Below are 24,070 nucleotides of genomic sequence, written 5' to 3'. Positions count from 1 at the left end.
CGACATTGGCTGCTGATGTCTTATGCGGACAAACTTGTCCAGCAATCGGCGTCCAGCCCTTGCGCTACTTGCGTTTGGCGCAATGTTGCAATGCATCATGTAAGCGCTTGCAGTTCCTGCTAGCGTGCGCTGCATCTCGCCTCGGGGGGCGCCATCAGATGGGGCTGATGTCATTCATGTGCATGTGTGACACGAACGCTCTGCGCCAGCGGACCGTGCGCCCTACCCCGGCGTGCGCCGCCACACGCGTTGACTTGGAGAAAGCCACAGCATGAGCCGGCCACGGTCCGAAGGCGGTAGCGTCACCATCAAGGACGTTGCGCGCGAAGCGCAGGTGTCGGTGGCCACGGTCTCGCGCACCATGAACGGGCATCAGCACGTGGCCGAATCGGTACGCGAGCGTGTATTGCAGGTAGCGCGTGCGCTCAACTACATCCCGCACCACGCCGCGCGCAGTCTCAGCAGCCGGCGCACCCACACCATCGGCGTCGTGCTCCCGGACCTGCATGGCGAATTCTTTTCCGAATTGATCCGCGGCATCGACCAGGTGGCACGCGACCAGGGCTATCACTTATTGGTCTCCAGCTCGCACGGCGACCCGAAGGCGCAGCGCCGCGCGCTGGAGCGCCTGCCCGGGCGCGTGGATGGAGTGGTAGTGATGTCGCCGTCGCTGGGCGATTCGGGCGTGCATGAAGATGCGCTGCCCGGCGGCCTACCGGCAGTGCTGCTCAACTGCGCCGGCAGCGCCAGCCAGCGCCCGGTACTCAATGTGGACAACTACGGCGGCGCGCGGGTCATGACCCGCCACCTGCGCGACAGTGGTCACCGCCGCATCGCCTTCATCGCCGGCCCCGACGACAACTTCGATGCGCATGAGCGCCTGCGCGGATATCGCGACGAATTGGCGCTGGATCCAGCCGCGCAGCCGTGGGTATTGCCTGGCAACTTCGACGAAGAATCCGGTTACCGTGCCGGCCAGGCACTGGCCCAGGACACGCGTCCGGACGCGGTGTTCGCCGCGAACGACATGATGGCGCTTGGCTGCCTGTTCGCGCTCGGCCATGCCGGGCTGAAGGCGCCGCAGGACATCGCACTGGCCGGGTTCGACGATGTGCCGATGGCGCGCTACGTGCTGCCTGCGTTGACCACGATGCGGGTAGATATCGCCGGGCTGGGCGCGCGCGCGTTGCAGTTGTTGCTGGGCCAGCAGTTGGTCGATGCGCCTGCACCGCCCGCAGATGCGGCACCGCCAGCGTTTTCAGAGATGGTTCCGGAGCTGATCGTGCGTGCGTCGAGCGCGCCGCGTGCTACGCCTGCCGGCTAAGCACGTGCCCTTCGTCACATCTTCACGAAATCTTCGCGCTTTCTTATGTTTTTTATAACACCTGAAGTCTGTTCGCCGTTGTTTTGTCGTTTGATATATCGCACCACCCGCGCCACACCGACCACTTTGCCGGTTAGCGCCTGACCCCTGGGGAAGCCATGAAGACCTACCGCACTGTCGTCACCCTGCCGGCGCGCAGCCTGTTGTGCTGCGCCCTGGCCGCCTCGCTGTTTGCCGCTGCCCCGGCCATGGCGCAATCCAGCAATGCCACGCTGCGCGGCCAGGTGGCCTCAATCCAGGCCGGGACCACGGTCACTGCGACCAATGTCGCCAGTGGCGCGGTGCGCCGGGTGAACACCGGTGCCGATGGCAGCTATGCACTGGTCGGCTTGCCGCCCGGCACCTATAAGGTCGACGCCGGCCCCGGCACCGAGAAGACGGTGACGTTGTCGGTGGCCTCGTCGGTCAGCCTGGACCTGGGCGCCGCCAGCGATGCGCCGGCCGCTCCTGCGGGCAATGCCACCACGCTGGATGCGGTGCAAGTCACTGCCACCACGCTGCAGGAGGTCAAAACCTCAGAAGTGGGCACCAATATCTCGCTCAAGCAAATCAGCACGGTGCCGCAGCTGACCCGCAACTTCCTGGAGTTTGCCGACACCGTCCCGGGCATGCAGTTCGAGACCGATGCCAACGGCAACAGCCGCATTCGTGGTGGCGCACAGGCCAGCTCGGCAGTGAATGTGTACATCGACGGCGTGGGCCAGAAGAGCTATCTGTTCGGCGGCGTGTCCGGCCAGCAGCAGAGCGCAGGCAACCCGTTCCCGCAGCTGGCGATCGGTGAGTACAAGGTCATCACGTCGAACTACAAGGCCGAGTTCGACCAAGTCGGTTCGGCAGCGATCGTGGCCTCCACCAAGTCTGGCGGCAACGAGTTCCACGGCGAGCTCTTCGGGCGCACCACCAATACTGATTTCCGCGCACGCCAAGCCGACGAGCGTGCGGGCGCACCCAACGCGGATGGCAACAAGCGCAAAACCCACCAGGACGAATACGGCTTTGCGCTGAGCGGACCCATCGTCAAGGACAAGGCGCATTTCTTCTTCAGCTACGAAGGCAAGGGCTTTGAGGTGTCGGCGAACCCGGTTGCGGTACCGGATAGTTTCAGCGCGCTGAGCGACGACTTGCCAGCCAGGGTGCAGAGCCGCCTGGGCTCGGTCACCCGCCCGTTCAATGAAGACCTGTACTTCGGCAAGATCGATTGGGACATCGGCGACAACGATCGTGTGGAACTCACAGCCAAGTACCGCGACGAAGAAAGCCGCGACAGCGTGGGCGACCAGAACACCGCCATCGCCGCCAAGGTCAACCTCAATTCGGAAGAGCGCTACGACCTGCGTTGGCAGCATTTCGGCGAGACCTACGTCAACGAAGCACGGCTGTCGTACGAAGACGTGTTGTTCAACCCCACCGCTTACACCATCGGCAGCCAGACCGTGTACACCCGCGGCACCGCCGAAGACGATGTGTTGCTCAACGACGATGCCACCAGTGGCCTGGCGATTCAGCGCAAGGGCCAGAAAGGCCCAAGCTTGCAGAACGACCTGACCTTCAACAGCATCGATTGGCACGGCAGCCACGTCATCAAGATGGGCGTGAAATACAAGGAAGTGGAGCTGACCCAGAGCGAAAATTCTGCAGCCAATCCCTCGTTCTACTATGCGGTGGCCGATGGCCAGGGAACAGCGCCGATTCCCTACCAGGTGCGCTTCAATCTACCTTTTGCCGGTGCGGCGCCGTCGGTCACGACCAAGAGCAAGCAGCTGGGCCTGTACATCCAGGACGATTGGGACGTCAACGACAAGCTGCAGTTGAATCTGGGCGTGCGCTGGGATGGCGAGAAGATTCCGTCTTACCTGGATAACGTGACCCCGCCAGAAGTGATCGCCGCATTGAATGGCCCGGGCACCGACCCGGCCGTTAGCGCCACCTATGCCGAACAGTTGGCCAAGGGCGGCGTGAACATCAACGACTACATCAGCAATGGCCGCAACCGCAAACAGGACAACAATAATTTCGCGCCGCGTCTGGGGTTTTCGTATGATTTCCGCGGCGACGAATCGTTGGTGCTGTTCGGCGGTGCCGGGCGCAGCTACGACCGCAATCTGTTCGACGTGATGGGCCTGGAGCAGGTCAAGTCGGCGCTGTCGCAGTACACCATCCGTTTTGTCGAATCCTCCGGCTGCACGCCGGCGCCCGGCACCTGCACCAACTTCAATCCGTCCTTTGTCAGCAACCCGGACAGTCTCGGTGGCCTGGTCGATGCACGTGTGCGCAACGGCGAGATCGACCTGCTCAATAATGATCTGAAGACACCGTATTCGGACCAGTATTCGCTGGGGCTGCGTACCCGCGCAGGCGAGTGGAGCAACTCGGCCACGGTGTCGTACATCCACAGCAAGGATGGCCTGATCCTGACCCTGGGCAACCGCTATCCCAATGGCGATTTCTTCCAGAATGGCGGACAGCCCTGGGGCCAACCACCGCCGGGATTCGGCTCGCTGATCATCGGCAACAACGGTGTGGAAACCAAGACCGCGCAATTGCTGCTATCCACCGACAAGGCTTACACCAAGGAAAGCGGCTGGGGCCTGACGGCGGCGTACACGTTCTCGCATGCGCGCGGTAATCGCGGCAACGACGAACAATACGGCTTCGATGCGGCCACGATCGCCAACTACCCGTTCCTGGATCTGAACTCCGTGCCGCGCCATCGCCTGGTGGTGACCGGCATCTACGATCTGTTCTGGGGCATCAGCGCCTCGGCCAAGCTGACCCTGGCCACGGTGCCGCCGCGCAACGAAGCGGTATCGTTCGATCAGTACGGCGGCCAGCCGTCGGAGAACATCCGTATCGTGTCGGTGGATGCGCCGGGCGGCAAGTTCATCACTGGTGGCGATATCTTCGGCACGCGGCAGCTGGATCTGTCGCTGTCCAAGGACATGCATGTCACCGACGCGCTCACCGTGCAGGTGCGCGGCGATTTGATCAATGCGCTGAACTTCCGCAACTACGACCAGTACGCCATCGACTGGGGCCAGGGCGGCGTCTATAACCCACGCGTCAGCATCAACCAATACGGTGCGATTTCCACCCCGCCGCGCACTTTGTTTTTGAGTGCCCGCATCATCTGGTAAGCCGTCCCTGATGTGCCGGCTCGCCGACCAAGCCAGCCCGGGTCTGTCATCTATGCTGGTGCGTTGTGCCAGGCGTCGCAACTGGTGCGTGGCGCCGGCGCGCTGCCTGGCATCGAGCAAGTTGATCGGCGACGCCTAGCCACTGCATTTCCTGTCTGAAGCCGTGCCTGAAGGAGCAAGCACCGGTCACCGCAGACCTTCGTTGTTGCAGCCCTTGCGGCTGTTGTTGTCTGTTGTCCCTGTATTCCACACCAAAGCACCAACCCAACGCGCCAGTCACTCCACTGCGTCGCGCTTTACCCCTGGGAGGGGGAAAGTCATGAAGAATCACCGCACCGTCTCCACCCTGCCGGCGCGTAGCCTGTTGTGCTGCGCCCTGGCAGCCTCGTTGTGCGCCACCACTCCGGCCATGGCCCAGTCCAGCAACGCCACGTTGCGTGGTCAGGTCGCTTCCGCGCAGAGCGGCAGCGAAGTCGTCGTCACCAACATCGCCACCGGCTCGGTGCGACGTGCGCCGGTCAATGCGAACGGCAACTACACCATCGTCGGTTTGCAGCCGGGCACCTACAAGGTCGAATCCAACGGTATCAGTCGCACGGTCACTCTGTCGGTGGCCTCCAGCGCTACCGTCGATCTGGGCAACGAGACGGCTGCGGCGCCCGCCGGCGATGCAACAACGTTGGATACGGTGACGGTCAGCGCGCCGATGATTCGCGACGTCAAGACCTCTGAAGTGGGGAACACGGTGTCGCTGCGGCAGATCCAGCAGTTGCCGCAGGCCACGCGCAACTTCCTCGAGTTTGCAGACACGGTTCCCGGCATGGTGTTCACCATCGACCAGGACGGCAACACCAAGCTGCGCGGCGGTGCATCCAACGCCAGTTCCAGCAATCTGTATATCGACGGTGTGAGCCAGAAGAGCTACGTCTCCGGCGGCGGTATTGCCGGCCAGGACGAAACCCAGGGCAATCCGTTCCCACAGCTCGCCATTGGCGAATACAAGGTCATTACCTCCAACTACAAGGCCGAATACGGCCAGATCAGCGGCGCGGCGATCACTGCTGCCACCAAGTCCGGTACCAACGAATTCCATGGCGAGGCGTTTTACCGCTTCACCAATCAGGATCTGCGTAAGGAGCGTCCGGACGAAGAGAACGGCAAGGTCGACTCGCAAACCAAGGAATACGGCTTTGCTATCGGCGGCCCGCTGATCCAGGACCGCATGCATTTCTTCTTTGCCTACGAAGGCAAGGACAATGTGGCGCCGAAGAGTGTGCAGCCCAGTGCCGAAGCCTCGCCGTTTGTCGGCTTGTTGCCCTCGAACCTGCGCGATCAGTTCGGTGCGTCCAACATGCCGTTCACCGAAGACCTGTACTTCGGCAAGATCGACTTCGAACCCACCGATAACGATCGCATCGAACTGGCAACGCAATACCGCGACGAAACCCAGGTCAGTAACGTCGGCGGCCAGAACGCACCGGATCGCGCGGTGGACAAGATCAACAAGGACAAGCGCACCAGCCTGCGCTGGCAGCACAGTGCCGACAGCTGGTTCAACGAAGCCATCATCACCACCGAGGATTCGAGCAATGTGCCGACGCCGCGCGGCACTGGCAACGGGTCCATCTACACCTACATCGACCGCACCGAAGCCGATCCGCGCCAATGGGTGTTCCTCAATACCGGAGCCGCCAGCGGCGAAGATTTCAAATTGCGTAGCCAGAAGGGCTGGTCGTTCCAGAACGATCTGACCTTCAACGCGCTGGAGTGGCATGGCGAACACACCATCAAGACGGGTGTGACCTACCGCGACATCAAGCTGACTTCGCGCGAGTCCAGCTCGCTCAATCCGCAGTTCAGTTATGAGGTCGGCCAGAACGGTATTGCGCCCGTGCCATTCCAGGTGCGCTATATCCGTGCGTTCGATAATCCGGGCCAGGTGCCGGTGGTGGAATCGCCGTCCAAGCAATACGGCATCTACCTGCAGGACGATTGGGCGGTGAACGACAAGTTGATGCTCAACATCGGCGTGCGTTACGACTACGAAGACACACCGGCCTACACCGACTTCGTGACCTCGCAGCCGTTTATCAATGCGCTGTATTCCGACGATCCGGACAACCCGGGCCAGCCGTGGGCGAACCGCTTGTTGCCCAGCGGCATCAACGTGGCCGATTACATCAGCACCGGTAACAACCGCAAGAACTTCAAGGATGCCTGGGCGCCGCGCTTCGGCTTTTCGTACGACTTCTTCGGCGACGAGAGTGCAGTACTGCATGGTGGTGCCGGCCGCTCTTACGATCGCAACCTGTTCGAGCAGCTGGCGCTGGAATCGGTCAAGGCGGCGTTGTCGCCGGTGGTGGTGTATTTCAGCGATGCCGCCAGCGGTCAGCCCTGCTTCCGCGACGACCGCGCATGCACGGCGTGGAACCCGGGATATCTCAACGGTATCGATCAGCTCAATACCATCCCGGGCACCAACGACAGCTCCGAGCTTTTCATGTTCAACAACAAGCTCAAGACGCCGTATAGCGATCAGTACAGCATCGGCATCAGCAACCAGGTGGGCGACTGGCTGACCGACGTGACCTTCCAGCGCGTGCTTGCCTACGACGGCCTGGTGATGAGCCTGGTGAATCGTTATCCGAACGGCGCCTACTTCGATGCCAACGGCAGCGTGCCGTGGGGCGAGCCGGTACCGGGCTATCGCAACACGATCCTGGGCTACAACGGCTTGGAGCAACGCAGCAGTCAGTTCCTGTTGTCGGCCGAAAAGCCATACACCAAGGAATCGGGCTGGGGCTTGAACCTGTCCTACACCCACACCAGCGCGCGCCAGAACCGCACCATCGACGAACCGTTCGCCTTCGACAAGGCGACCATTCGCGACTACCCGTTCGTGAAGTCGGATGCCGTGGCGGCACATCGGTTTGTGGCGTCCGGCTCGATCGATGGTCCGTGGGGCGTGACCTTCGGCGCCAAGCTGGTGCTGGCAACGCCGGAGCCGATCAACACGATCGCCTGCTACGGGTTCACCGATCCGGATGGCGGTACTTGTCAGGCCGTCGGCGTGACGCCGCCGGGTAATGGCAAGTTCCTGGTGGGCGGCAAGATCTGGGGGTATCGCACCGTCGATCTGCAGGCGAACAAGGAGTTCACGGTGGTGGGCGACTTCAAGCTCAACGCGCGTATCAACGTGCTCAACGCCTTCAACTTCAAGAACTACACGCAGTACCAGTACAACAGCTTCGGTAGCGACGGTCGCTTGCAGCCTGATATCACCGTGGTCGACAACGGCGAAATCAGCTACGTGCCACGTAGCGTCGTGCTGGAAGTCGGCGCCAAGTTCTGATGCATGTGCATTGCCACATGCGCCGAGACGGGCATGTGGTCGTTCGAACGGGGCCAACTGGCCCCGTTCGCGTGTCCGTCCGCTGTTTTTGCTCAGGAATGCATCGATGATTCCCGCTCCACTTCGCAACATCGTCATTGTCGGCGGCGGCACCGCCGGCTGGATGGCAGCCGCCGCGTTTGCGCGCGTGCTTGGACCCACCTTCAACGTGCAGCTGATCGAGTCTGAACAGCTAGGCACTGTCGGTGTGGGCGAAGCCACCGTGCCGCACATCAAGGCCTTCAATAATCTGCTCGGCATCGATGAAGCCGAGTTCGTGCGCCAGACCCAGGGCAGCTTCAAACTCGGCATCGAGTTCGTCGATTGGCAGCGCCGCGGCAGCGCGTACATGCATGGGTTCGGCACCCAGATCGGGCACCCGCTCGGGCTGTTGCCGTTCCACCAATACTGGATCAAACAACACGCCCGCGGCAAAGCGCAGCCACTGGGGGCGTACACGCTCAATACCGTGGCGGCGGCGCGCGGCAAGTTCATGACCTCGGCCGGCGATGTGCCGGCCAACTCGCCGCTGGCCAACATCGCCTACGCGTACCACTTCGACGCCACGCAATACGCGCACTTTCTGCGCCGGTATTCGGAGCAGCGCGGCGTGACCCGCATCGAAGGGTTGGTCGAACAGGTGCAGCTGCATCCGGAAAGCGGCCATGTGCAATCGCTGCAGCTGGCATCCGGGCAGACGGTGCATGGCGACTTGTTTATCGATTGCTCCGGCTTCCGTGGGCTTTTGATCGAAGAAGCGCTGCACACCGGCTACCACGATTTCACCCACTGGCTGCCGTGCGACCGCGCATTCGCAGTGGCTTGCGAAAAAGTGGGCCCACCCACGCCGTACACACGCTCCACTGCGCGCGCGGCCGGCTGGCAGTGGCGCATTCCACTGCAACACCGCACCGGCAACGGCTATGTGTATTGCAGCGCGCACATCAGCGACGACGAAGCTGCCGCCACCCTGCTCGCCAATCTGGACGGCAAGCCGCTGGCCGACCCGCGTCCACTGCGCTTCACCACCGGCCGGCGCAAACAGTTCTGGAACCGTAATGTGGTCGCACTCGGTCTGGCCAGCGGATTTTTGGAGCCGTTGGAATCGACCAGCATCCATCTGATCCAGTCCGGCATTTCCAAGTTGCTGGAGCTGTTTCCGCGCGAGGGCATCAGCCCGGTGCTGGTGCAGCGCTACAACGACCGATCAGCGTTCGAGTTCGACCGCATCCGCGATTTTCTGCTGCTGCATTACCACGCCACCGAACGCGACGACAGCGCGTTCTGGCGGCATTGCCGCAGCATGCCGATCACCCCGGAGCTGCAGACCACCTTGGACTTGTTCCGCGATAGCGGCCGCTTCTATCGCAATGCCGAGGAAATGTTTGCCGAGATCAGCTGGGTGCAGGTGATGGTGGGCCAGGGCATCCTGCCGCAGGGTTACCACCCGCTGGTGGATCAGGTACCCGACCGCGATGCCGAAGGCTTCCTGGCCAGCGTGGCGCAAACCATCGCGCACTGCGTGGATGTCATGCCGACGCACCAGCAATTCATCGAGCGCTATTGCAAGGCGGCGGTGCTGGCGTAGGTGCATTGGTTTGCACTGCGGCGGTGGCGATCGCGGTGGCTGATAGCCGGCGCAAGGGTCGGACTGAGGCGTCTGTATAGCTGGCCCAGGCTTGCAAGCTATACGTTCCGGCTTGGTGCACACAATGCCGCACCGTCGACTTTACACGCGCGCAGCCATTGCCATTGGTCCCTGCCGAAACGCAAACATGACGGCCAAAAAAAAGGATCGGGCACAAGGCGCGATCCCTTCGAAAACCGGGACAAGCCCGGTAGACAATGAGTGGCACAGCTTCCGACTGACATCGGACGCCGGCATGTTAACGAGACTTTTACGTTAAAGCAATACATTAATTACTGTTGTCTAACTTATTGATTTTCATCGACAGGGCTGCGCCACGGCTGCAGCCCTGCTCAGTCGCGGCGCTCCCCCAGCGCCGTGCGGATCTCGGCCTGGATGGCATTAGCAGCCGCTGCGGGCTCGCTCGCCAGGCGGATCGGGCGGCCGACGACGATCGCGTCGGCGCCATCGGTGAAGGCCTGCGCCACGCCTACCGTGCGTTGCTGGTCGTCGCCGACCGGGCCGCCGGGGCGGATGCCGGGGCAGACGATGGAAAACGCAGCGCCAGTGGCACGGCGGATCGGGCCGGCTTCCTGGCCGGAGGCGATGACGCCATCGATACCGGCGGCCTGTGCGGCCAGCGCGCGCTCCACCACCACCTCCACCGGTCCGCGGTCGATGCCCATCGCCGCCAGGTCTGGCCTGCCCATCGAGGTCAGCACGGTCACCGCCAGCAGGCGCATGTCGCCATGATTGGCCTCGGCGGCAGCCTGCAGCATGCCGGCGTGCCAGCCGTGCACGGTGCAATAGCTCACCGGCCACTGCGCCAGGCGGCGGATGGTGCCGGCCACGGTGGCGGGAATGTCGAAGAATTTGATATCCACGAACACGCGCTTGTCGCGCTTGGCCAGCGCATCGAGCACATGGAAGTACTCGCCGGAGGCCAGCAGTTCCATGCCGATCTTGTAGAACGACACGGAATCGCCGAGACGGTCCACCCAGGCGATCGCTTCGTCGTGGCTGGGCACATCCAGCGCGAAAATCAGCCGCTCATGCGCGGCCAGCGGCAAAGGCGCCCGGCTCATCGGGCTACCTCCAGCGCAGCGCGCTTGGCGTCGTGGCGCTTTTGCCATGGCTGCGCATAGTCGTTGTTGAACTGCGCCGGCTCCCAGCCGCCGTAGCTGGGGTTGGGCAGCATCCACCACCGTTCGCCGAACCAGTCGTGATACTGCTGCAGCAGCGCGCCACGTGCTTGGCTGGTGTTGGCGGTGACTTGCACGAAGTCGCCCAACTGGTCACCGAACTGCATCAGCACGCGATACTTCTGCCCGGCCAACTGGCGGCGGCAGTTCTTTTCGCTGCCGTTCTGCTCGCAGCCCTGCACTACCGTGCCCAGGCCAAGAAACACGCTGTCGTCGGCCACCGGCAAGCCCACGCTGCGCAGGTTGGCCAAGGTGGCGTCCTTCATGTGCACGGCGCGGTTGGAGATGTAGATCAGGGTGATGCCGCGCGCATTGGCAGCCTTGGCGAAATCCACCACACCGGGAATGGCGGTGGCTTTCTTCTCGGCCACCCACTGGTCCCAACTCAGCTCGTCGTATTCCTTGCCATCGCGCAGCAGGCGCGCTTGATACGGCGAGTTGTCCAGCACGGTCTCGTCCACGTCCAGCACCACGGCCGGCTTCAGTATGGTGGCGGCGTTGTCGCGTTCTTCCGGCACCAACGCGTCCCAGTTGGGCTGCTTGAGCGCGCTATCGAGCTTGTCGGCAGCGGCGCGGTAGGTCTGCTCGGCCACGGCGCGGTATTCCTCCGAGCGCTGCATCCACAGCACTGCGTTGAGGTTGTCGTCGCCAGCCGGTGGGGTGGTGGTCGACGTCGCGGCCTTGCTGACCGCAGCGCTGGCGTCGGCATTGGCAGTTGCGGTGGCTTCCTGCGCGTGCGGGGCGGGCTGCGTGCCGGCGGGCTTGCAGGCGCTCAAGGCCAGCGCGGTGCAGGCGAGCAGGGACAACGGTGCGGAAAGCGAGGGGCGCATGGCATCCACCAGGACAGGAGCGGCAATCAAGACCGCGATTTTAGCGGTTTCGCGAGGTACTGCCTGCTCTGGCGCATGGCAACGCTATTGGAAGTGGCGCAGGCACGCGCGGATGAGGGCTCCACCACACGGACCATCTAACCGCCTGGCCGGACGGGTGTTCCACTCGATTGCCGATGCGTGTTTGTGGCCGTCCGTACGTGCGTGGCGGACGATCTGAGCCGCTCCGACGCTGTCAGCGTGGAGCGATGCTGCGCGCCGGGGGGCTGTCAGTTCGAGGCAGTGTCCCGCCATGCGTTCGGGGAGGATTTTTAAGGGGATGCGCTCAAGCAGGTCCATCGTAGCCACACGGCCCAGCCTTCTCACTACACGCGTCGATGCCATCAGCCAAGCCGCATGATCGCCGCATGGGAAGAACGCCGGCGGCAGATCGGCATATCCTTGTGCGCTGATTGCCCCGGAGCCACCCATGACAGAGACCTCGTCCCCGCCCGTCCTCGACACCGCCCAGGCCCGCGTGCTCGGCTGCCTGATCGAAAAAGAGGCCACCACGCCGGACGCGTACCCGCTCACCGTCAACGCCGCGCAGGTGGCAGCAAATCAGAAGACCGCGCGCGAGCCGGTGTTGAATCTGCAGACCGGCGTGGTGCATCACGCGCTGCGCCAGCTGGAAACCCTTGGCCTGGTGCGCCAGCAGTTCTCCTCGCGTGCCGAGCGCTACGAACACCGCCTGGGCAGCGTGCTGGATCTGACCCGCCAGCAAGTTGCCCTGATTGGCCTGTTGCTGTTGCGCGGCCCGCAGACGCTGGGCGAGCTGTACGCACGCAGCGAGCGGCTGGCGAGCTTCGCCGACACCGACGACGTGCGCCATCACCTCGATCGGCTGATCCAGCGCGGCCTGGCCGCACAGCTGCCGCGTGCCAACGGCCAGCGCGAAGATCGCTACGCGCATCTGCTCAGCGGCGAACTGGATGTGGAAGCGCTGCAGGCCGCCGCGGCGCGTGCCGCACCGAGCGTGCGCGGCGGCAGCGATACCAGCGAACTGGAAGCACGGGTGCAGACACTGGAAGCCACGGTCACCGAACTGCAGGAAGTACTCGCTGCGCTACAGGCGCGGCTGGACGCGGCAGGAGCTTGATCTGTCGGTTGCGCCGGCCGACAGATGCAGTGGGTAACGCCGCAGGTGTTCTGCAGCGTCGGCGCATTTCGCTTTGGGTGATCCGGCAGCGGCGGATCACTCGACAACCACTACGGCAAGTTGAGGCAGGCCGCATCGCCGCTAGATCCGCAGTGTCAGCATTCAATCGCCTGCCTAGACCTGTCACCACAGACACGTGCTGGATGAATGCACAGACCTGTATTGCATCGGCATTGCACGAGCGCCGTCGACGCCTCAATGCCGTCGCCGGGGCGTGTCCAGCTCAGGTCGGCGTATCCACCTCGTCCCACTCGGCATCTTCGAAGTGCGGTAACCAATTGAGCGCGTAATGCCGTTCGTACACCACGCCCGGCACGATGCCGGCGGGTACCGGCTGACCGGAGTGCCCGGCCTGGCGTACCGCCCAGTGCAGGCGCAGGTGGCGATCAAGTGCATCCAGCAGTTCAGGCAGCGGGCGTAGCGCCAATGCAGGGCGCGCGGCGGCTTGTGCGTAATCCAGTGCACGCTGTGCGGCCAGCGGCACATCGCACAGGGCGGTCGGTTCCGGCAGCGTGTCGGCCAAACTCAGCGCCCATTGCAGGACGGCCAGACCTTCGTAACGCCAGCCGAAGTTGGCCAGCGCCTGCGCATCCGGCGCGGCCTCGGCGAAGAAAGCGCGCTCTTGCGGCGACAGCGCATCTGCCACGCCGGGAAGGCGCACTTCCACCTCGTCCAGCGACGGCGGCGTATCGGCGGCCGCCAGGATCTCCGCGCGTAGCGCCACCGCAAATAACGCCAACATGCGTTGGCTCACCTGCGCCGCATCGCGTACGCGCGCCTCGGCTTCGCCAGGCACCGGCGGCAGGCTGGGCGGCACGCGGATACCTTGCGCGGTCAGCTGCGCAAGTTGCTGCGCGCGCCGTTGCAGCGCATCCGGTGGATACGGCACCTGCGCATCGTCGTCGATAGCCGGCTCGCCCTGGCTGATCAACACCCGCCCCTGCGGGTCGCGCACACTGCCATCGGCCAGGAAGCACACCGCGTTGGCCTGCTCGGCCCACTGTGCCAGCGCCCCGAAGTCCGCGTCGTCGATATCGAAACTGAAATGCTGGCGCACCCGCTGCACATGCCGCATCAAGTGATAACGCAATTGCGTCATCTGCCCATCGCCGGCCTGATTCACATAGCCCACAAACCCATGCAAATGATTGACCAGCTCCGGATCGGCATGGTCGCGGTGCTGCACAGCGGCCTGTGGCAGAAAGTCCGGCCACAGCGGCGCGCGCAGCGTGGAATAAGCGTTGACCAACAATGCCATGCAAGCGTCCTTGGATGAGCAACCAACAACACGATTATGTGACCGCGCGATGGTGTGCTGCGTCGACACACCTGGATGCACACCATAGCGGCTACCCAGACAGAGTGAGCAGTCATCAGATGGATATGGACTGCGTGCAGGAACTGGAGCGTCGAGCGGTGCATGCCGCACCGAGTAGCAGCCGCGTCCGCCTGACTGCCAGGCAGTTTTTTAGCCCGCGCCCAGCATGCCGTACGCGTCCAAGCTGCAGCGCACGCACCGGTAGTCCGGCCGCGTACCGTCGGGTCAGTGCATCGGGCGCGCGAGCCTGCTCAGCTAGCGCTACGCGCAGGCCCCAAATCGATTTCGTAATACAGCACTGCCGCTGTCTCCGGGCTCAATTCCCGCAAACCGTGTTGCTGCAGCCCGAGCTTTTCCAGCGCACGGATCGAATTGGCATTGTCCGGTGACACGATGGCGCACAGCTGCGACAAGCCCAGTACAGCGCGTGCGTAGTCCAACACCGCGCGACCGGCTTCGGTGACATAACCCTTGCCGCGATACGCAGGCAGCAACGCAAAGCCGATATGCGGCACCGGCAAGGTGTCGCGACACAACAGCCCCAACGTACCGACAAACGCGGCGTCCTCGCGCGTTTCCACCGCCCAATGCGCGAAGCCATATCGCTCCTGGTGCGCCTGCGCCCACGCGCGTAGATGCGCGCGCGCCTGCTCACGCGTGCGAATGCCGCGGTCGTTAATGCCGGCGATAAAACCAGGGTCGTTGACCAGTTCCAACATCGCATCGGCATCGTGCTCAGGGTCGAGCGTACGCAAGCGCAGCCGCGGGGTTTCGATTACGACAGTCACGTCACACTCCGGCATCATGAAAAGCCAGACTGCTGTGCCGGCGCGTCACTGGCAAGCGCGATGCAGCATGTGGTTGCGCGTTGCGCGTGCAACGGCACACCGCACATCAGTCGAACAATGCCTGGATCGCCGCCAATCCCGCACTGGCGCGTTCTTTCTTGCGCTCGGCATCGGCCACCGGGTCGGCACCGTCGCATTGTAATTCTTCGGCCGGAATCTCGTCGAAGAAGCGACTCGGTTTGAGTCGCACATGCTCGCCAAACTTACGCGTCAGCTTGCTGTGGCTCATCCACAACTGCTCCTTGGCGCGGGTGATGCCCACGTACAACAAGCGGCGTTCTTCCTGCAGATTGCCTTCTTCCAGGCTCACTTCGTGCGGCAGTACGCCGTCCTCGCAGCCGACGATGAACACGTAGCGGAACTCCAGACCCTTGGACGCATGCATGGTCATCATGCGCACCTGGTTGCCGCCATCGTCCTTGTCGTTGCGCGACAGCAACGCCAGCTGCGCGGCCAAATCGCTGGCACTCGCGCCACGCGGGCCGCCTTCGAACCACTCGGCCAGCTCGTCCAGATTGCGCTTGCGCCGCTGGAAGCCGGTTTCGTCCTTGGATTGATTACGCAGGTCGTTGAGCAGGCCAGATTTTTCGGCCAGCATGCGCACCAGCTCGCCGGCCGGCATGCTGGAAGAGTGCTCGCGCATGTCGCGCAGGATGTCGGTAAAGGCACTCAAGCCGTTGGCTGCACGCGGCGGCAGATGCTGCAAGGCACCCATCGACTCAGCCGCACGCGACATCGGCACCGACTTGGCGCTGGCAAGCTCAGCCAAACGCGCCAGCGAGGTCGCACCAACCTCGCGCTTGGGCGACTGCACCGCACGCAAGAACGCCGCATCGTCGTCCGGGTTGACGATCAACCGCAGCCACGACAACACGTCCTTGACCTCCTGCCGTTCCAGAAATGCGGTGCCCCCGGTCAGGTGATACGGCACGCGCAGCAGCTGCAGCGCTTTTTCCAGCGGCCGCGACTGAAAATTACCGCGAAACAGAATGCAGAAATCGCTCCACGGCACCTGCTTGGCGGTGCCCAGGAACGAAATCTCCGCAGCGACCTTTTCGGCCTCATGCTCGCTGTCGCGGCATTCCCACACGCGGATGCGCTCGCCGTCGGCCTGATCGCTCCACAAGGTCTTCAAGTGCTCATGCGGATTGTGCGCGATCAAGGCATTGGCTGCGCGCAGCACACGGTTGGAGCAGCGGTAGTTCTGCTCCAGCTTGATGATTTCCAGTGCCGGATAATCGCGCGCCATCTGCTGCAGGTTCTCCGGATTGGCACCGCGCCAGGCGTAGATACTCTGGTCGTCGTCGCCCACGCAGGTGAAGTTGCCGCGTGGCCCGGCCAGCATCTTCAACAGCCGGTACTGCGCATCGTTGGTGTCCTGGCACTCGTCCACCAGCAAATAGCCGATGCGCTCGCGCCAGCCCATCACGATGTCTTCGTTGGCCTCCAGAATCTGCACCGGCAGGCGGATCAGGTCATCGAAATCCACCGCATTGAAGGTCGTCAGCCGCGCCTGGTAGCGCTCGTACAAGCTGGCCGCTTCCTTTTCGCGGGTGCTGCGTGCCGCCGCCATCGCCTGCTCGGGCGACAGGCCGGCATTCTTCGCGCGCGAGATCAGGTTCTTGGCATCTTCGATCGCGTCGGGCTTGGCGCCATGCATCAGGTCCTTGATCTGCGCGGCGGCATCGTCCGAATCGAAGATCGAAAAGCCGCGCTTCAGGCCGGCAGCAGCGTGCTCGATCTGCAGGAACTTCAGCCCCAGCGCATGGAAGGTACAGATGGTCAGGCCATCGGCACCGTCGCCGCGGATGCGCTTGGCCACACGCTCACGCATTTCCTTGGCGGATTTGTTGGTAAAGGTGATCGCGGCGATGCGCTTGGCCGGATAACGGCCGATGGCGATCAGATGCGCGATCTTTTCCACAATCACGCGTGTCTTGCCGCTACCGGCACCGGCCAGCACCAACAAGGGACCTTCGCAGTGCAGCACCGCGGCGCTTTGCGGGGGATTGAGACCGTACATAGAGGCTTCCGACAGAGCGCGCCATTGTACCGGGGCTGCCTGCGGCTGGCCGGCGCGTTGGGTTCATGTATCCATTGCAGGTAGCCCGGCCCCACAGCGAGCGGCTATACGTCCATGGGCGAGGGCCAGTCGTTCACCCCGCTATGGGAGGCCAGCTCGGCACACACCAGCGCCGCATCTAGCCGCCCGGCCCGGTAAAATCGTCCGATGGCCAAGCTCTATTTCTACTATTCGGCAATGAATGCCGGCAAGACCACCACCTTGCTGCAGTCTGCGCACAACTACCGCGAGCGCGGCATGCGCACGCTGATCCTGACGCCCAAGCTCGATCACCGCGCCGGTAGCGGCGTGGTCGCCTCGCGGATCGGCCTGCGCGCGGACGGGCGTATCTTCGAGCGCGACACCGAGTTGCAGCAGCTGGTCGAGCGCGATATACACAACGACGGCCCGTTGCATTGCGTGCTGGTGGACGAGGCGCAGTTCCTCAGCCGTACGCAGGTGTGGCAGCTGAGCGAGGTGGTCGACCGCCTGCGCATTCCGGTGCTGTGCTATGGCCTGCGCACCGATTTCCGCGGCGAGCTGTTCGAAGGTAGCCAGTTCCTGCTGGCCTGGGCCGACGAGCTGGAAGAGATCAAGACCATCTGCCACAGCGGTAGCAAAGCGACCATGACCGTGCGTGTGGATGCGCACGGGCACGCGGTGCAGGACGGCCCGCAGGTGGAGATCGGCGGCAACGAGCGCTATGTCTCGGTCAGCCGCGCCGAGTTCAAGAAAATCATGCGCGGCGAAGGCCGTATCGATCCACTGCAGATCGCCTTGCCGCTGCCAGTTGCCTAGCGCTGAGCATTGGGAGCGTACCTGCGGTGCTGATGCGGCTGCGGTCTATTAAGGCCGGGCTGCGCCTAAGTGATGAGCAGTTCGATCGCATCCATTTTCGCACTGTGGCACGCACCGCGGTATCGCCCTAAGAAGGCACCCCAGCTTTGGTCTCATATACACAGCGGCTCGCTTCTCGACAGCACCGAATGCCTCGCTGCCGCGCTGACGCCAGTTGCTGGCACCAACGCCCCTGCTCGGCGGCGCAGGGCAACTTCCTCGCCTGCTAAGCGCGATCCATCCACCGCGATCTATACGCGATGCAGGCGCTGCTAAACCTGTGAAGGCATGTGGTCACGACGGCATCGCGATCATTCGCGCACAGGCGTATCGTGGCGCATGTAACACAACGGCGCGCCACGTAGCCGAGCGCAACCGCAGCCCTGTAAACTGGCAATCAGCCACTCCTTGGAGGCACTCATGGATCCACTGCCTCCCGCCTTACGCGCCGATATCGCGCGGGTTGGCCGGCTCTCGTCGGTCCCCGATGTATTGACCGTCCTCACCCGTCTGACCGGCATGGGGTTCGCTGCAGTCGCGCGCGTAACCGAAGCACGCTGGATCACCTGCCAGGTGCACGACACGTTGTCTTTTGGCCTGCGTCCCGGCGACGAGCTACCGCTGGCAACCACGTTTTGCGACAGCGTGCGGGTCAAAGGCAACGCGGTGTGGTTTGGGCATGCATCCGATGACCCGGTCTATCGCGATCATCCCTCGCCACGGCTCTACGGCTTTGAAAGCTACGTCTCGGTGCCGATCAAGTTCGACGACGGCAGCGTGTTCGGCACCTTGTGCGCACTGGATCCGCAGCCGCGTGTCATGGATGCACCGCTGGTGGAAAAGGTCGAACTGCTCGCGCAGCTGCTGGCCGCACAGATCCAGGCCGAGCAACGTGCCGAAGAAAGTGCGCAGGAGTCGCGGCGCGCACGCAGCGAATTGGGACGCGTCGGTGCATCGGCGCGCTTGCGCGAAGAATTCATCGGCATTCTCGCGCACGACCTGCGCAACCCGTTGCAGTCCATGCATGCGGTGGTGGACATGCTGTCCATCGACCAGCTCAACCATCGCTACGGCAGCTCCTTCCGCTCGATGCAGCGCAGCCTGCGGCGCATGGAAGAACTGATCGATTTCGCCTGCGATTTCGCTCGCGGCATCGAACGCGACTGGCTGCAGCTGGACTATGGCGACGGCAGCGACCTGCTTGATGCACTATCCCAGGTAGTGGACGAAACCCGCGCTGCCTATCCCAACCAGGTGCTGTCCACGCACGTGGCCATCGACGAGCCCGTGCACGGCGATGCGATCCGTCTGGCGCAGATGTTCGGCAGCCTGATGATCAACGCGGTCGTGCAAGGCCCGCAGAGTTCGCTGATCAAGGCGGTCGCGGTCACCGAACATGGCCGGCTGCGCTTCGAAGTGTGCAATCTGGACGGAATCGATCCGCGCAGGCTGGATGTTCTGCACGCATCCACCCATGTGCATGCCGGCGGACGTGCGCTGCCTGATGTCGATCTGGGGTTGCATATGGCAGCGCAGATCGCAAAAGCACATCAAGGCGAATTACGCATCATCAGCGGAAAGGGAGGCACCTGTTTTCGCGTGGAGCTGGCGTGCGCACGCCCGCGTGGGCGCCTGCAGTTGGTCGACAACTCCGCGCCGGCCTAAGCGCTTTACGCAACGACCGTCAGCCTGCAAAAAAGCACATCGGCAGGCGGCGCGCCAACGGCTGATGTGGCGGCCTTTCGGACTCTAGCCATTCGCATGCCATGGCTGCACGCCACAGTGCGGAGCTGGCGCAACAACAGGCGCCAGCCGTCTCGCTCAGCGAGCGTCAATACATCCTGCGCTCACTCGCCGCCGGCGGGGTCCACTGGTACAGCCAGGTTTCGGTGAGCGGCTTACCGTTAGCGCGCAGATACAGGCGGATATCAATCTGCTGGGTGCCCTCGTCCGGCGGCACCAGGTCGAACATCGCACGATAGCCCTTGAGCTCATGTAGCGGGCGCGCCGACACGATTTCGGTGGTGCCGCGCGATACCTGCAGCACCGCCTCTACCTTGGCCTTGGGGTCCTTCGTCAACGCCGCCAGTTCGCCACCGGTAAAATCCACCACAAAGCGCCAGGAGAAATGGCTGCGCTTTTGCCCAACGATGCCGCCCAGGCCGGTTCGGGTGGCGACGCAGTGCGCCAGCGGCGAGCTGGCCGGCGGCTGCGCGCCCCAGTACAACCGGTAGCCCATCAGTAGCTCCTGCCCCGGCTGCGGCTTGGCCTGTGGGTTCCAGAACGCCACGATGTTGTCGAAGGTCTCGTCCACCGTCGGAATCTCGACCAGCTGCACCGAGCCCTTGCCCCACCCACTCTTGGGTTCCACCCACAGACAGGGGCGCTTCTCGTAAAACACGCCATCGTCCTGGTAATGGTCGAAGTTGCGGTCGCGCTGCAGCAGCCCGAAACCGCGCGGGTTTTCGTCGACAAACATGTTGAAGCGCAGATGCGGCGGGTTGCATAACGGGCGCCAGATCCACTCCCCGCCACCGGTCCACATCGCCAGGCCATCGGTGTCGTGAATTTCCGGGCGCCAGTCCCAGTCCATGCGGTTATCGTTTTCGCCGACCTGATACATGCTGGTGCACGGCCCGATGCCCAGCCGCTCGATCGTCTTGCGCGGGTAAAGCGCGCTGTCGATGTCCATCAGCAGCACATCGCCATTGGTGATGGCGAACCGGTAGGCCCCAGCAATGCTGGGCGAATCCAGCAACCCGTACACCACCACCGTGTTCGAGTCGTCGGCCGGCTGCTCCAGGTAATAGGCGATGAAGTCCGGAAACTCCTCCGGCCCGCCGGTGCCGGTATCGATCGCCAACCCGCGCGCCGATTGCCCGTACTGGCCCTCCTTGCCGACAGCACGGAAATAGCTCGCGCCCAGGAACGCCGAGAAATCGCGATCGGTGTCCTTGCGTGTATTGAGCCGGAAACCGGCAAAGCCCAGATCCTTCGGCAATTGCTTGCCGCCCAGACCGCTCTTGCCGTAATCGAATGCAGCCGGGTCGTACGCCAGCTGCTGTGCCTTGCCATCGACGATGTCGTAGATGTGCACCGGAGTATGGAAATACAGCCCCAGATGAAAGAACTTCGCCTGGAATTTGCCATTGCCATCGGCCCACAGCGCGTGGTCCTGGCGGTAGCGGATGGACTGGTACTGATCCCAGTTCAACGCCTCCAGCGGCCCCGGCAATACCTGCTTGTGGCTCTTGTATGGCGCCTTTGCCAGCTCGCGCGCCTGACCCTTCAACCAAGCGTAGTCGAACGGCTGCGGCTGCCCGAGGCGACGCAAGCCAACCGCCTTGGCCGCCAGTGCCCATTGCGGAAACGCCGGCAAACCGAGCGCGGCCAATGCGGCAGCAGCATTCTTCAGGAAGTGGCGTCGTTGCATGCGCATCGATCTGGTCAGGGATTGGGCGACATCATAGCCACAGCCCGGCACCGAGGTGAATGCGCACCTCAGCGAGGCGCGGACGGCCCATCGCAGGCATTGGCCAGCGCGAGCGTTTTGGTCTTGCCGCACAGGAACTGTCGCTGCGCCTGCTCCTCGTTCGGCCCGGTGTAGCGCAACAGCGTCCACTGCTCCTGCGCCTGCATTTGCGCGCCTGGCGCGAGCTGCCGATACGGCGCATGCACCTCCATTTCCAACAATCCCTGCTCCGGATGCTGCGGTGGCGCATCCAGATATAACTCCACCTGCCCTTGTTCGGGATGGATCGCCGCCAGCGGTTGATGTGCGAAGCGAATCACCAATACTTGCCCGCCGGCAAAACCGGCCATCCACCCCGCAGACGGCTGCAGCAACAGCTTGCCACGCTGGATCAGTCCGTCTTGGCGCGCATCGGCGCGCAGCGCAAAGACGCCGCGCTTGAGCTTAAACCGCGGCGCAGTCGTGCCGGCCTCGCTCGGCGGCTGCACACGAATATCCGCAGCAGCGGCAACCGGCACAAAGACCCTAGTCGTGGCCGCAACGCGTGTGTTGAACCAAAGATCCCAGGCAATGGGCTGCGTGCGGATATTGCGTGCGCTGGCGTGGATCTCCACAGTATCCGCACGCGCTGCAGAAAGCTTGACCTGCTTGCGCAATTGCACGCCGGTCAGCGGGCTGGGCACGCCCTCAAATTCCAACGCGTCATGACCCTGCAGGGTGACCTGCGTCTGCGCCAACGACAGATACGGGTCAGGCGGCCACACCGCGGCCGCCGCTTGACGCTCATGGTTGAGCTGCTGGTGCAACCACCACTGACTCTGCGGCCCAACCCACACATCATGGCCAAAATACGGAATATCCCCCGAAGTGGCTGAAACCTCGGGCGCAGGCTGTTGCTTCACCGCCGCACCGACTTTCAACACATTAGGCTGACCGCGCAGATTGAACGACAGCACGCGCCCTCCAAATGCCGGCGTTGCGCTCAACTCCACCTCCTTGCTATTTAATCGGATGCGCTCTGCGGCAGCTGCGTGAGCGGGTGCGGGCGTCACTGCGCCTGAAGACGTCATGCACAACAGCGCAACTGCGCCGGTAACCATCAGAGGAATGACGCGCTTCGGCGAGCTGGACATATCGCGGTTCCAAACAAGGACCTCGGAATTGTGGCCCGCTGCATGTGTGGACACCAGAACAACGCTAGTTGCGTCTGCTTGCTGGAAGTCTCCAGACGGGCAAAGCGCGCATTGGCGATACGCCTGCCTGGAGACGAGAGACGCGCATAGCGCTGGCTGCTTCTCGACAGTTTCAAAAAGACGGGCATCTCTGGTGAGTCGATAGACACCCTCGGACATGCATGAAGGTTGCGGCGCACACTTGATGCCGGCTTCCAGAGCGAGCGCAGTGACCGAGGCTGCCTGGATAAAGTTACGCCTGTCCCCTGCACTTCCGGATACAAAAGGCATCGCGACCAGCCGGGCATGCCGAATCACCACAGCGCAGATGAGCCCCGTGATAGAAATTTCTACTGTCCGCTGCACTTCCGGACACAAAGGCGTGGCGACCAGCCGGAGCATGCCGAATCACCACAGCGTGTAAGAGACACTTTTATCGCCTCGCAACATTGCGTAGATCAGGCGCATGCAACACGTCAGCTAATAAGCAACATGCGTCGTTGCTCGGCTTACCTTGCCGGGACTTCCGCTGAGATGAGCTGGACGCGACTGCGATAACGCGATTGGTCAAACGCAGCGTCGGTCTGACGTCGCACTTAGCGCTGACAGCTCCCGCACCACACCGTGGCGCGCTGGCCGATGGTGGCGTGCTTCAACAGCCGCCCGCACTGTTTGCAGGGCTCGCCTTCGCGGCCGTATACGGTAAGTTCCTGTTCGAAATAGCCGGGCGCACCATCAGGACTGATGAAGTCACGCAAAGTAGTACCACCGCGTTTGATGGCATACGCCAGAATGTCCTTTACTGCGTCAGCCAGACGCCGGTAGCGATCCAGCGACACCTTTCCCGCCTCGCGCAGGGGGCTGATTCCAGCGCGATGCAAGCTTTCGGCAGCATAGATATTGCCAACGCCGACAACAACGGCCTGATCCATCAGAAAGGTTTTAACGGCAGCACGCCGACCATATGCAAGTGCGTGCAGATAATCGCCAGTAAATGCGTCCGATAATGGTTCTGGACCAAGCGCCGCGAGTAATTCATGCGCCTGCGTGTCGGATTGCCACAGCAAACAGCCGAAGCGGCGCGGATCGTTGAACCGCAGAACGCGTCCATTTTGCAGACTGATATCCACGTGGTCATGCGACCTCGGCAACGTATCGCCGGGCAACACCCGCAGGCTTCCGGACATGCCAAGGTGCAGGAGTGCACTGCCGCCCGCATCCGTGTCGATCAGTAAGTACTTTGCACGTCGGCGCACATTGGTAATGATGGCGCCGGGCAGCAGACGCTCGATCTGCTCAGGAATCGGCCAGCGCAAATCCGGCCGACGCAGGATGACGCCATGGATGCGTTGCGCAACCAGGTGCGGCGACAAGCCGCGCAGCGTAGTTTCAACTTCGGGCAACTCGGGCATTAGGGATGGTCTGATCAACGCGACCGGAAAACGAAGCAACCGCATCCGCCGCGCTAAGGGCGCTCAAATCGCCGATTTTTTGCCGGTTTCGGCCGTTTGCGGGGTGTTGCCTGGGTTACAGGCACAGCTTCCCCGCAGCAGGCATTAACGCTTTGCGCGTCAGCCACAGATTCGACAGTGCAA

General features: G+C 63.0%; 15 protein-coding genes. 7 read left to right on the top strand and 8 right to left on the bottom strand.

Annotated features, from left to right (window positions below; translation table 11 throughout):
- The first annotated feature begins 271 nt into the window (after positions 1-271).
- From NX05_RS02300 to NX05_RS02285, 4 genes are all read left to right on the top strand, one after another.
- Positions 272-1,324: a LacI family DNA-binding transcriptional regulator gene (locus NX05_RS02300; protein WP_010374576.1), complete on the top strand. Its 1,053-nt coding sequence runs from the start codon at positions 272-274 to the stop codon at positions 1,322-1,324.
- Positions 1,325-1,482: 158 nt separating this feature from the next.
- Entirely contained in the window at positions 1,483-4,518 is a 3,036-nt protein-coding gene (locus NX05_RS02295) for a TonB-dependent receptor (RefSeq protein ID WP_039430683.1), read from the top strand.
- 319 nt (positions 4,519-4,837) lie between these two features.
- Positions 4,838-7,870 carry a TonB-dependent receptor domain-containing protein gene (locus NX05_RS02290; protein WP_039430680.1) on the top strand — a complete coding sequence of 1,011 codons (3,033 nt, stop codon included), beginning with the start codon at positions 4,838-4,840 and terminating at the stop codon, positions 7,868-7,870.
- Between the two features lie 106 nt (positions 7,871-7,976).
- Complete coding sequence (locus NX05_RS02285) at positions 7,977-9,497, top strand: tryptophan halogenase family protein (protein ID WP_039430678.1); 1,521 nt, start codon at positions 7,977-7,979, stop codon at positions 9,495-9,497.
- Positions 9,498-9,889: 392 nt separating this feature from the next.
- On the opposite strand, the gene pyrF is transcribed toward NX05_RS02285, so the two are convergent.
- Together pyrF and NX05_RS02275 are read right to left on the bottom strand one after the other, a co-directional pair.
- On the bottom strand, positions 9,890-10,621 hold the full coding sequence (gene pyrF / locus NX05_RS02280; RefSeq protein ID WP_039430673.1) for an orotidine-5'-phosphate decarboxylase: 732 nt from the start codon (positions 10,619-10,621) through the stop codon (positions 9,890-9,892).
- The gene (locus tag NX05_RS02275) at positions 10,618-11,577 is read right to left on the bottom strand and encodes a 5'-nucleotidase, lipoprotein e(P4) family (RefSeq protein WP_126922974.1); all 960 of its coding nucleotides are present in this window, start codon (positions 11,575-11,577) and stop codon (positions 10,618-10,620) included. Before NX05_RS02275 ends, pyrF begins: the two co-directional genes overlap by 4 nt.
- 460 nt (positions 11,578-12,037) lie before the next feature.
- On the opposite strand from NX05_RS02275, the gene NX05_RS02270 reads away from it, so the two are divergent.
- Positions 12,038-12,706 carry a YceH family protein gene (locus NX05_RS02270; RefSeq protein WP_039430668.1) on the top strand — a complete coding sequence of 223 codons (669 nt, stop codon included), beginning with the start codon at positions 12,038-12,040 and terminating at the stop codon, positions 12,704-12,706.
- A 283-nt stretch (positions 12,707-12,989) separates the two neighbouring features.
- Here NX05_RS02270 and NX05_RS02265 read toward each other — a convergent pair whose 3' ends face one another.
- The 3 genes from NX05_RS02265 to NX05_RS02255 form a co-directional block, all read right to left on the bottom strand.
- A complete protein-coding gene (locus tag NX05_RS02265; protein ID WP_039430665.1) occupies positions 12,990-14,024 on the bottom strand; it encodes a DUF4272 domain-containing protein in 1,035 nt (344 codons plus the stop codon).
- Between the two features lie 311 nt (positions 14,025-14,335).
- The gene (locus tag NX05_RS02260) at positions 14,336-14,890 is read right to left on the bottom strand and encodes a GNAT family N-acetyltransferase (RefSeq protein ID WP_010374593.1); all 555 of its coding nucleotides are present in this window, start codon (positions 14,888-14,890) and stop codon (positions 14,336-14,338) included.
- A gap of 88 nt (positions 14,891-14,978) precedes the next feature.
- Positions 14,979-16,955 (bottom strand): UvrD-helicase domain-containing protein, encoded by a 1,977-nt coding sequence (locus NX05_RS02255; RefSeq protein WP_039430661.1) that lies wholly within the window; start codon positions 16,953-16,955, stop codon positions 14,979-14,981.
- A 207-nt stretch (positions 16,956-17,162) separates the two neighbouring features.
- Here NX05_RS02255 and NX05_RS02250 point away from each other — a divergent pair, with 207 nt between their 5' ends.
- Together NX05_RS02250 and NX05_RS02245 are read left to right on the top strand one after the other, a co-directional pair.
- Positions 17,163-17,792, top strand: coding sequence for a thymidine kinase (locus tag NX05_RS02250; RefSeq protein WP_010374599.1), 630 nt, complete (start codon positions 17,163-17,165; stop codon positions 17,790-17,792).
- A 459-nt stretch (positions 17,793-18,251) separates the two neighbouring features.
- Positions 18,252-19,496 carry a GAF domain-containing sensor histidine kinase gene (locus NX05_RS02245; protein ID WP_039430656.1) on the top strand — a complete coding sequence of 415 codons (1,245 nt, stop codon included), beginning with the start codon at positions 18,252-18,254 and terminating at the stop codon, positions 19,494-19,496.
- Positions 19,497-19,662: 166 nt separating this feature from the next.
- Here the strand turns inward: NX05_RS02245 and NX05_RS02240 are convergent, their stop codons facing one another.
- From NX05_RS02240 to mutM, 3 genes are all read right to left on the bottom strand, one after another.
- Positions 19,663-21,264 (bottom strand): OpgD/OpgG family glucan biosynthesis protein, encoded by a 1,602-nt coding sequence (locus tag NX05_RS02240; RefSeq protein WP_039430648.1) that lies wholly within the window; start codon positions 21,262-21,264, stop codon positions 19,663-19,665.
- Positions 21,265-21,332: 68 nt separating this feature from the next.
- Positions 21,333-22,436 (bottom strand): DUF4380 domain-containing protein, encoded by a 1,104-nt coding sequence (locus tag NX05_RS02235; RefSeq protein WP_017112451.1) that lies wholly within the window; start codon positions 22,434-22,436, stop codon positions 21,333-21,335.
- Positions 22,437-23,071: 635 nt separating this feature from the next.
- Complete coding sequence (mutM, locus tag NX05_RS02230; protein ID WP_053012823.1) at positions 23,072-23,887, bottom strand: bifunctional DNA-formamidopyrimidine glycosylase/DNA-(apurinic or apyrimidinic site) lyase; 816 nt, start codon at positions 23,885-23,887, stop codon at positions 23,072-23,074.
- Positions 23,888-24,070: the final 183 nt, after the last annotated feature.

This window comes from Xanthomonas vasicola (assembly GCF_000772705.2).
Lineage (GTDB): Bacteria > Pseudomonadota > Gammaproteobacteria > Xanthomonadales > Xanthomonadaceae > Xanthomonas > Xanthomonas vasicola.
Note: the sequence above shows the minus strand (reverse complement) of the source record. Positions and strands in the feature narration are given on the sequence as shown.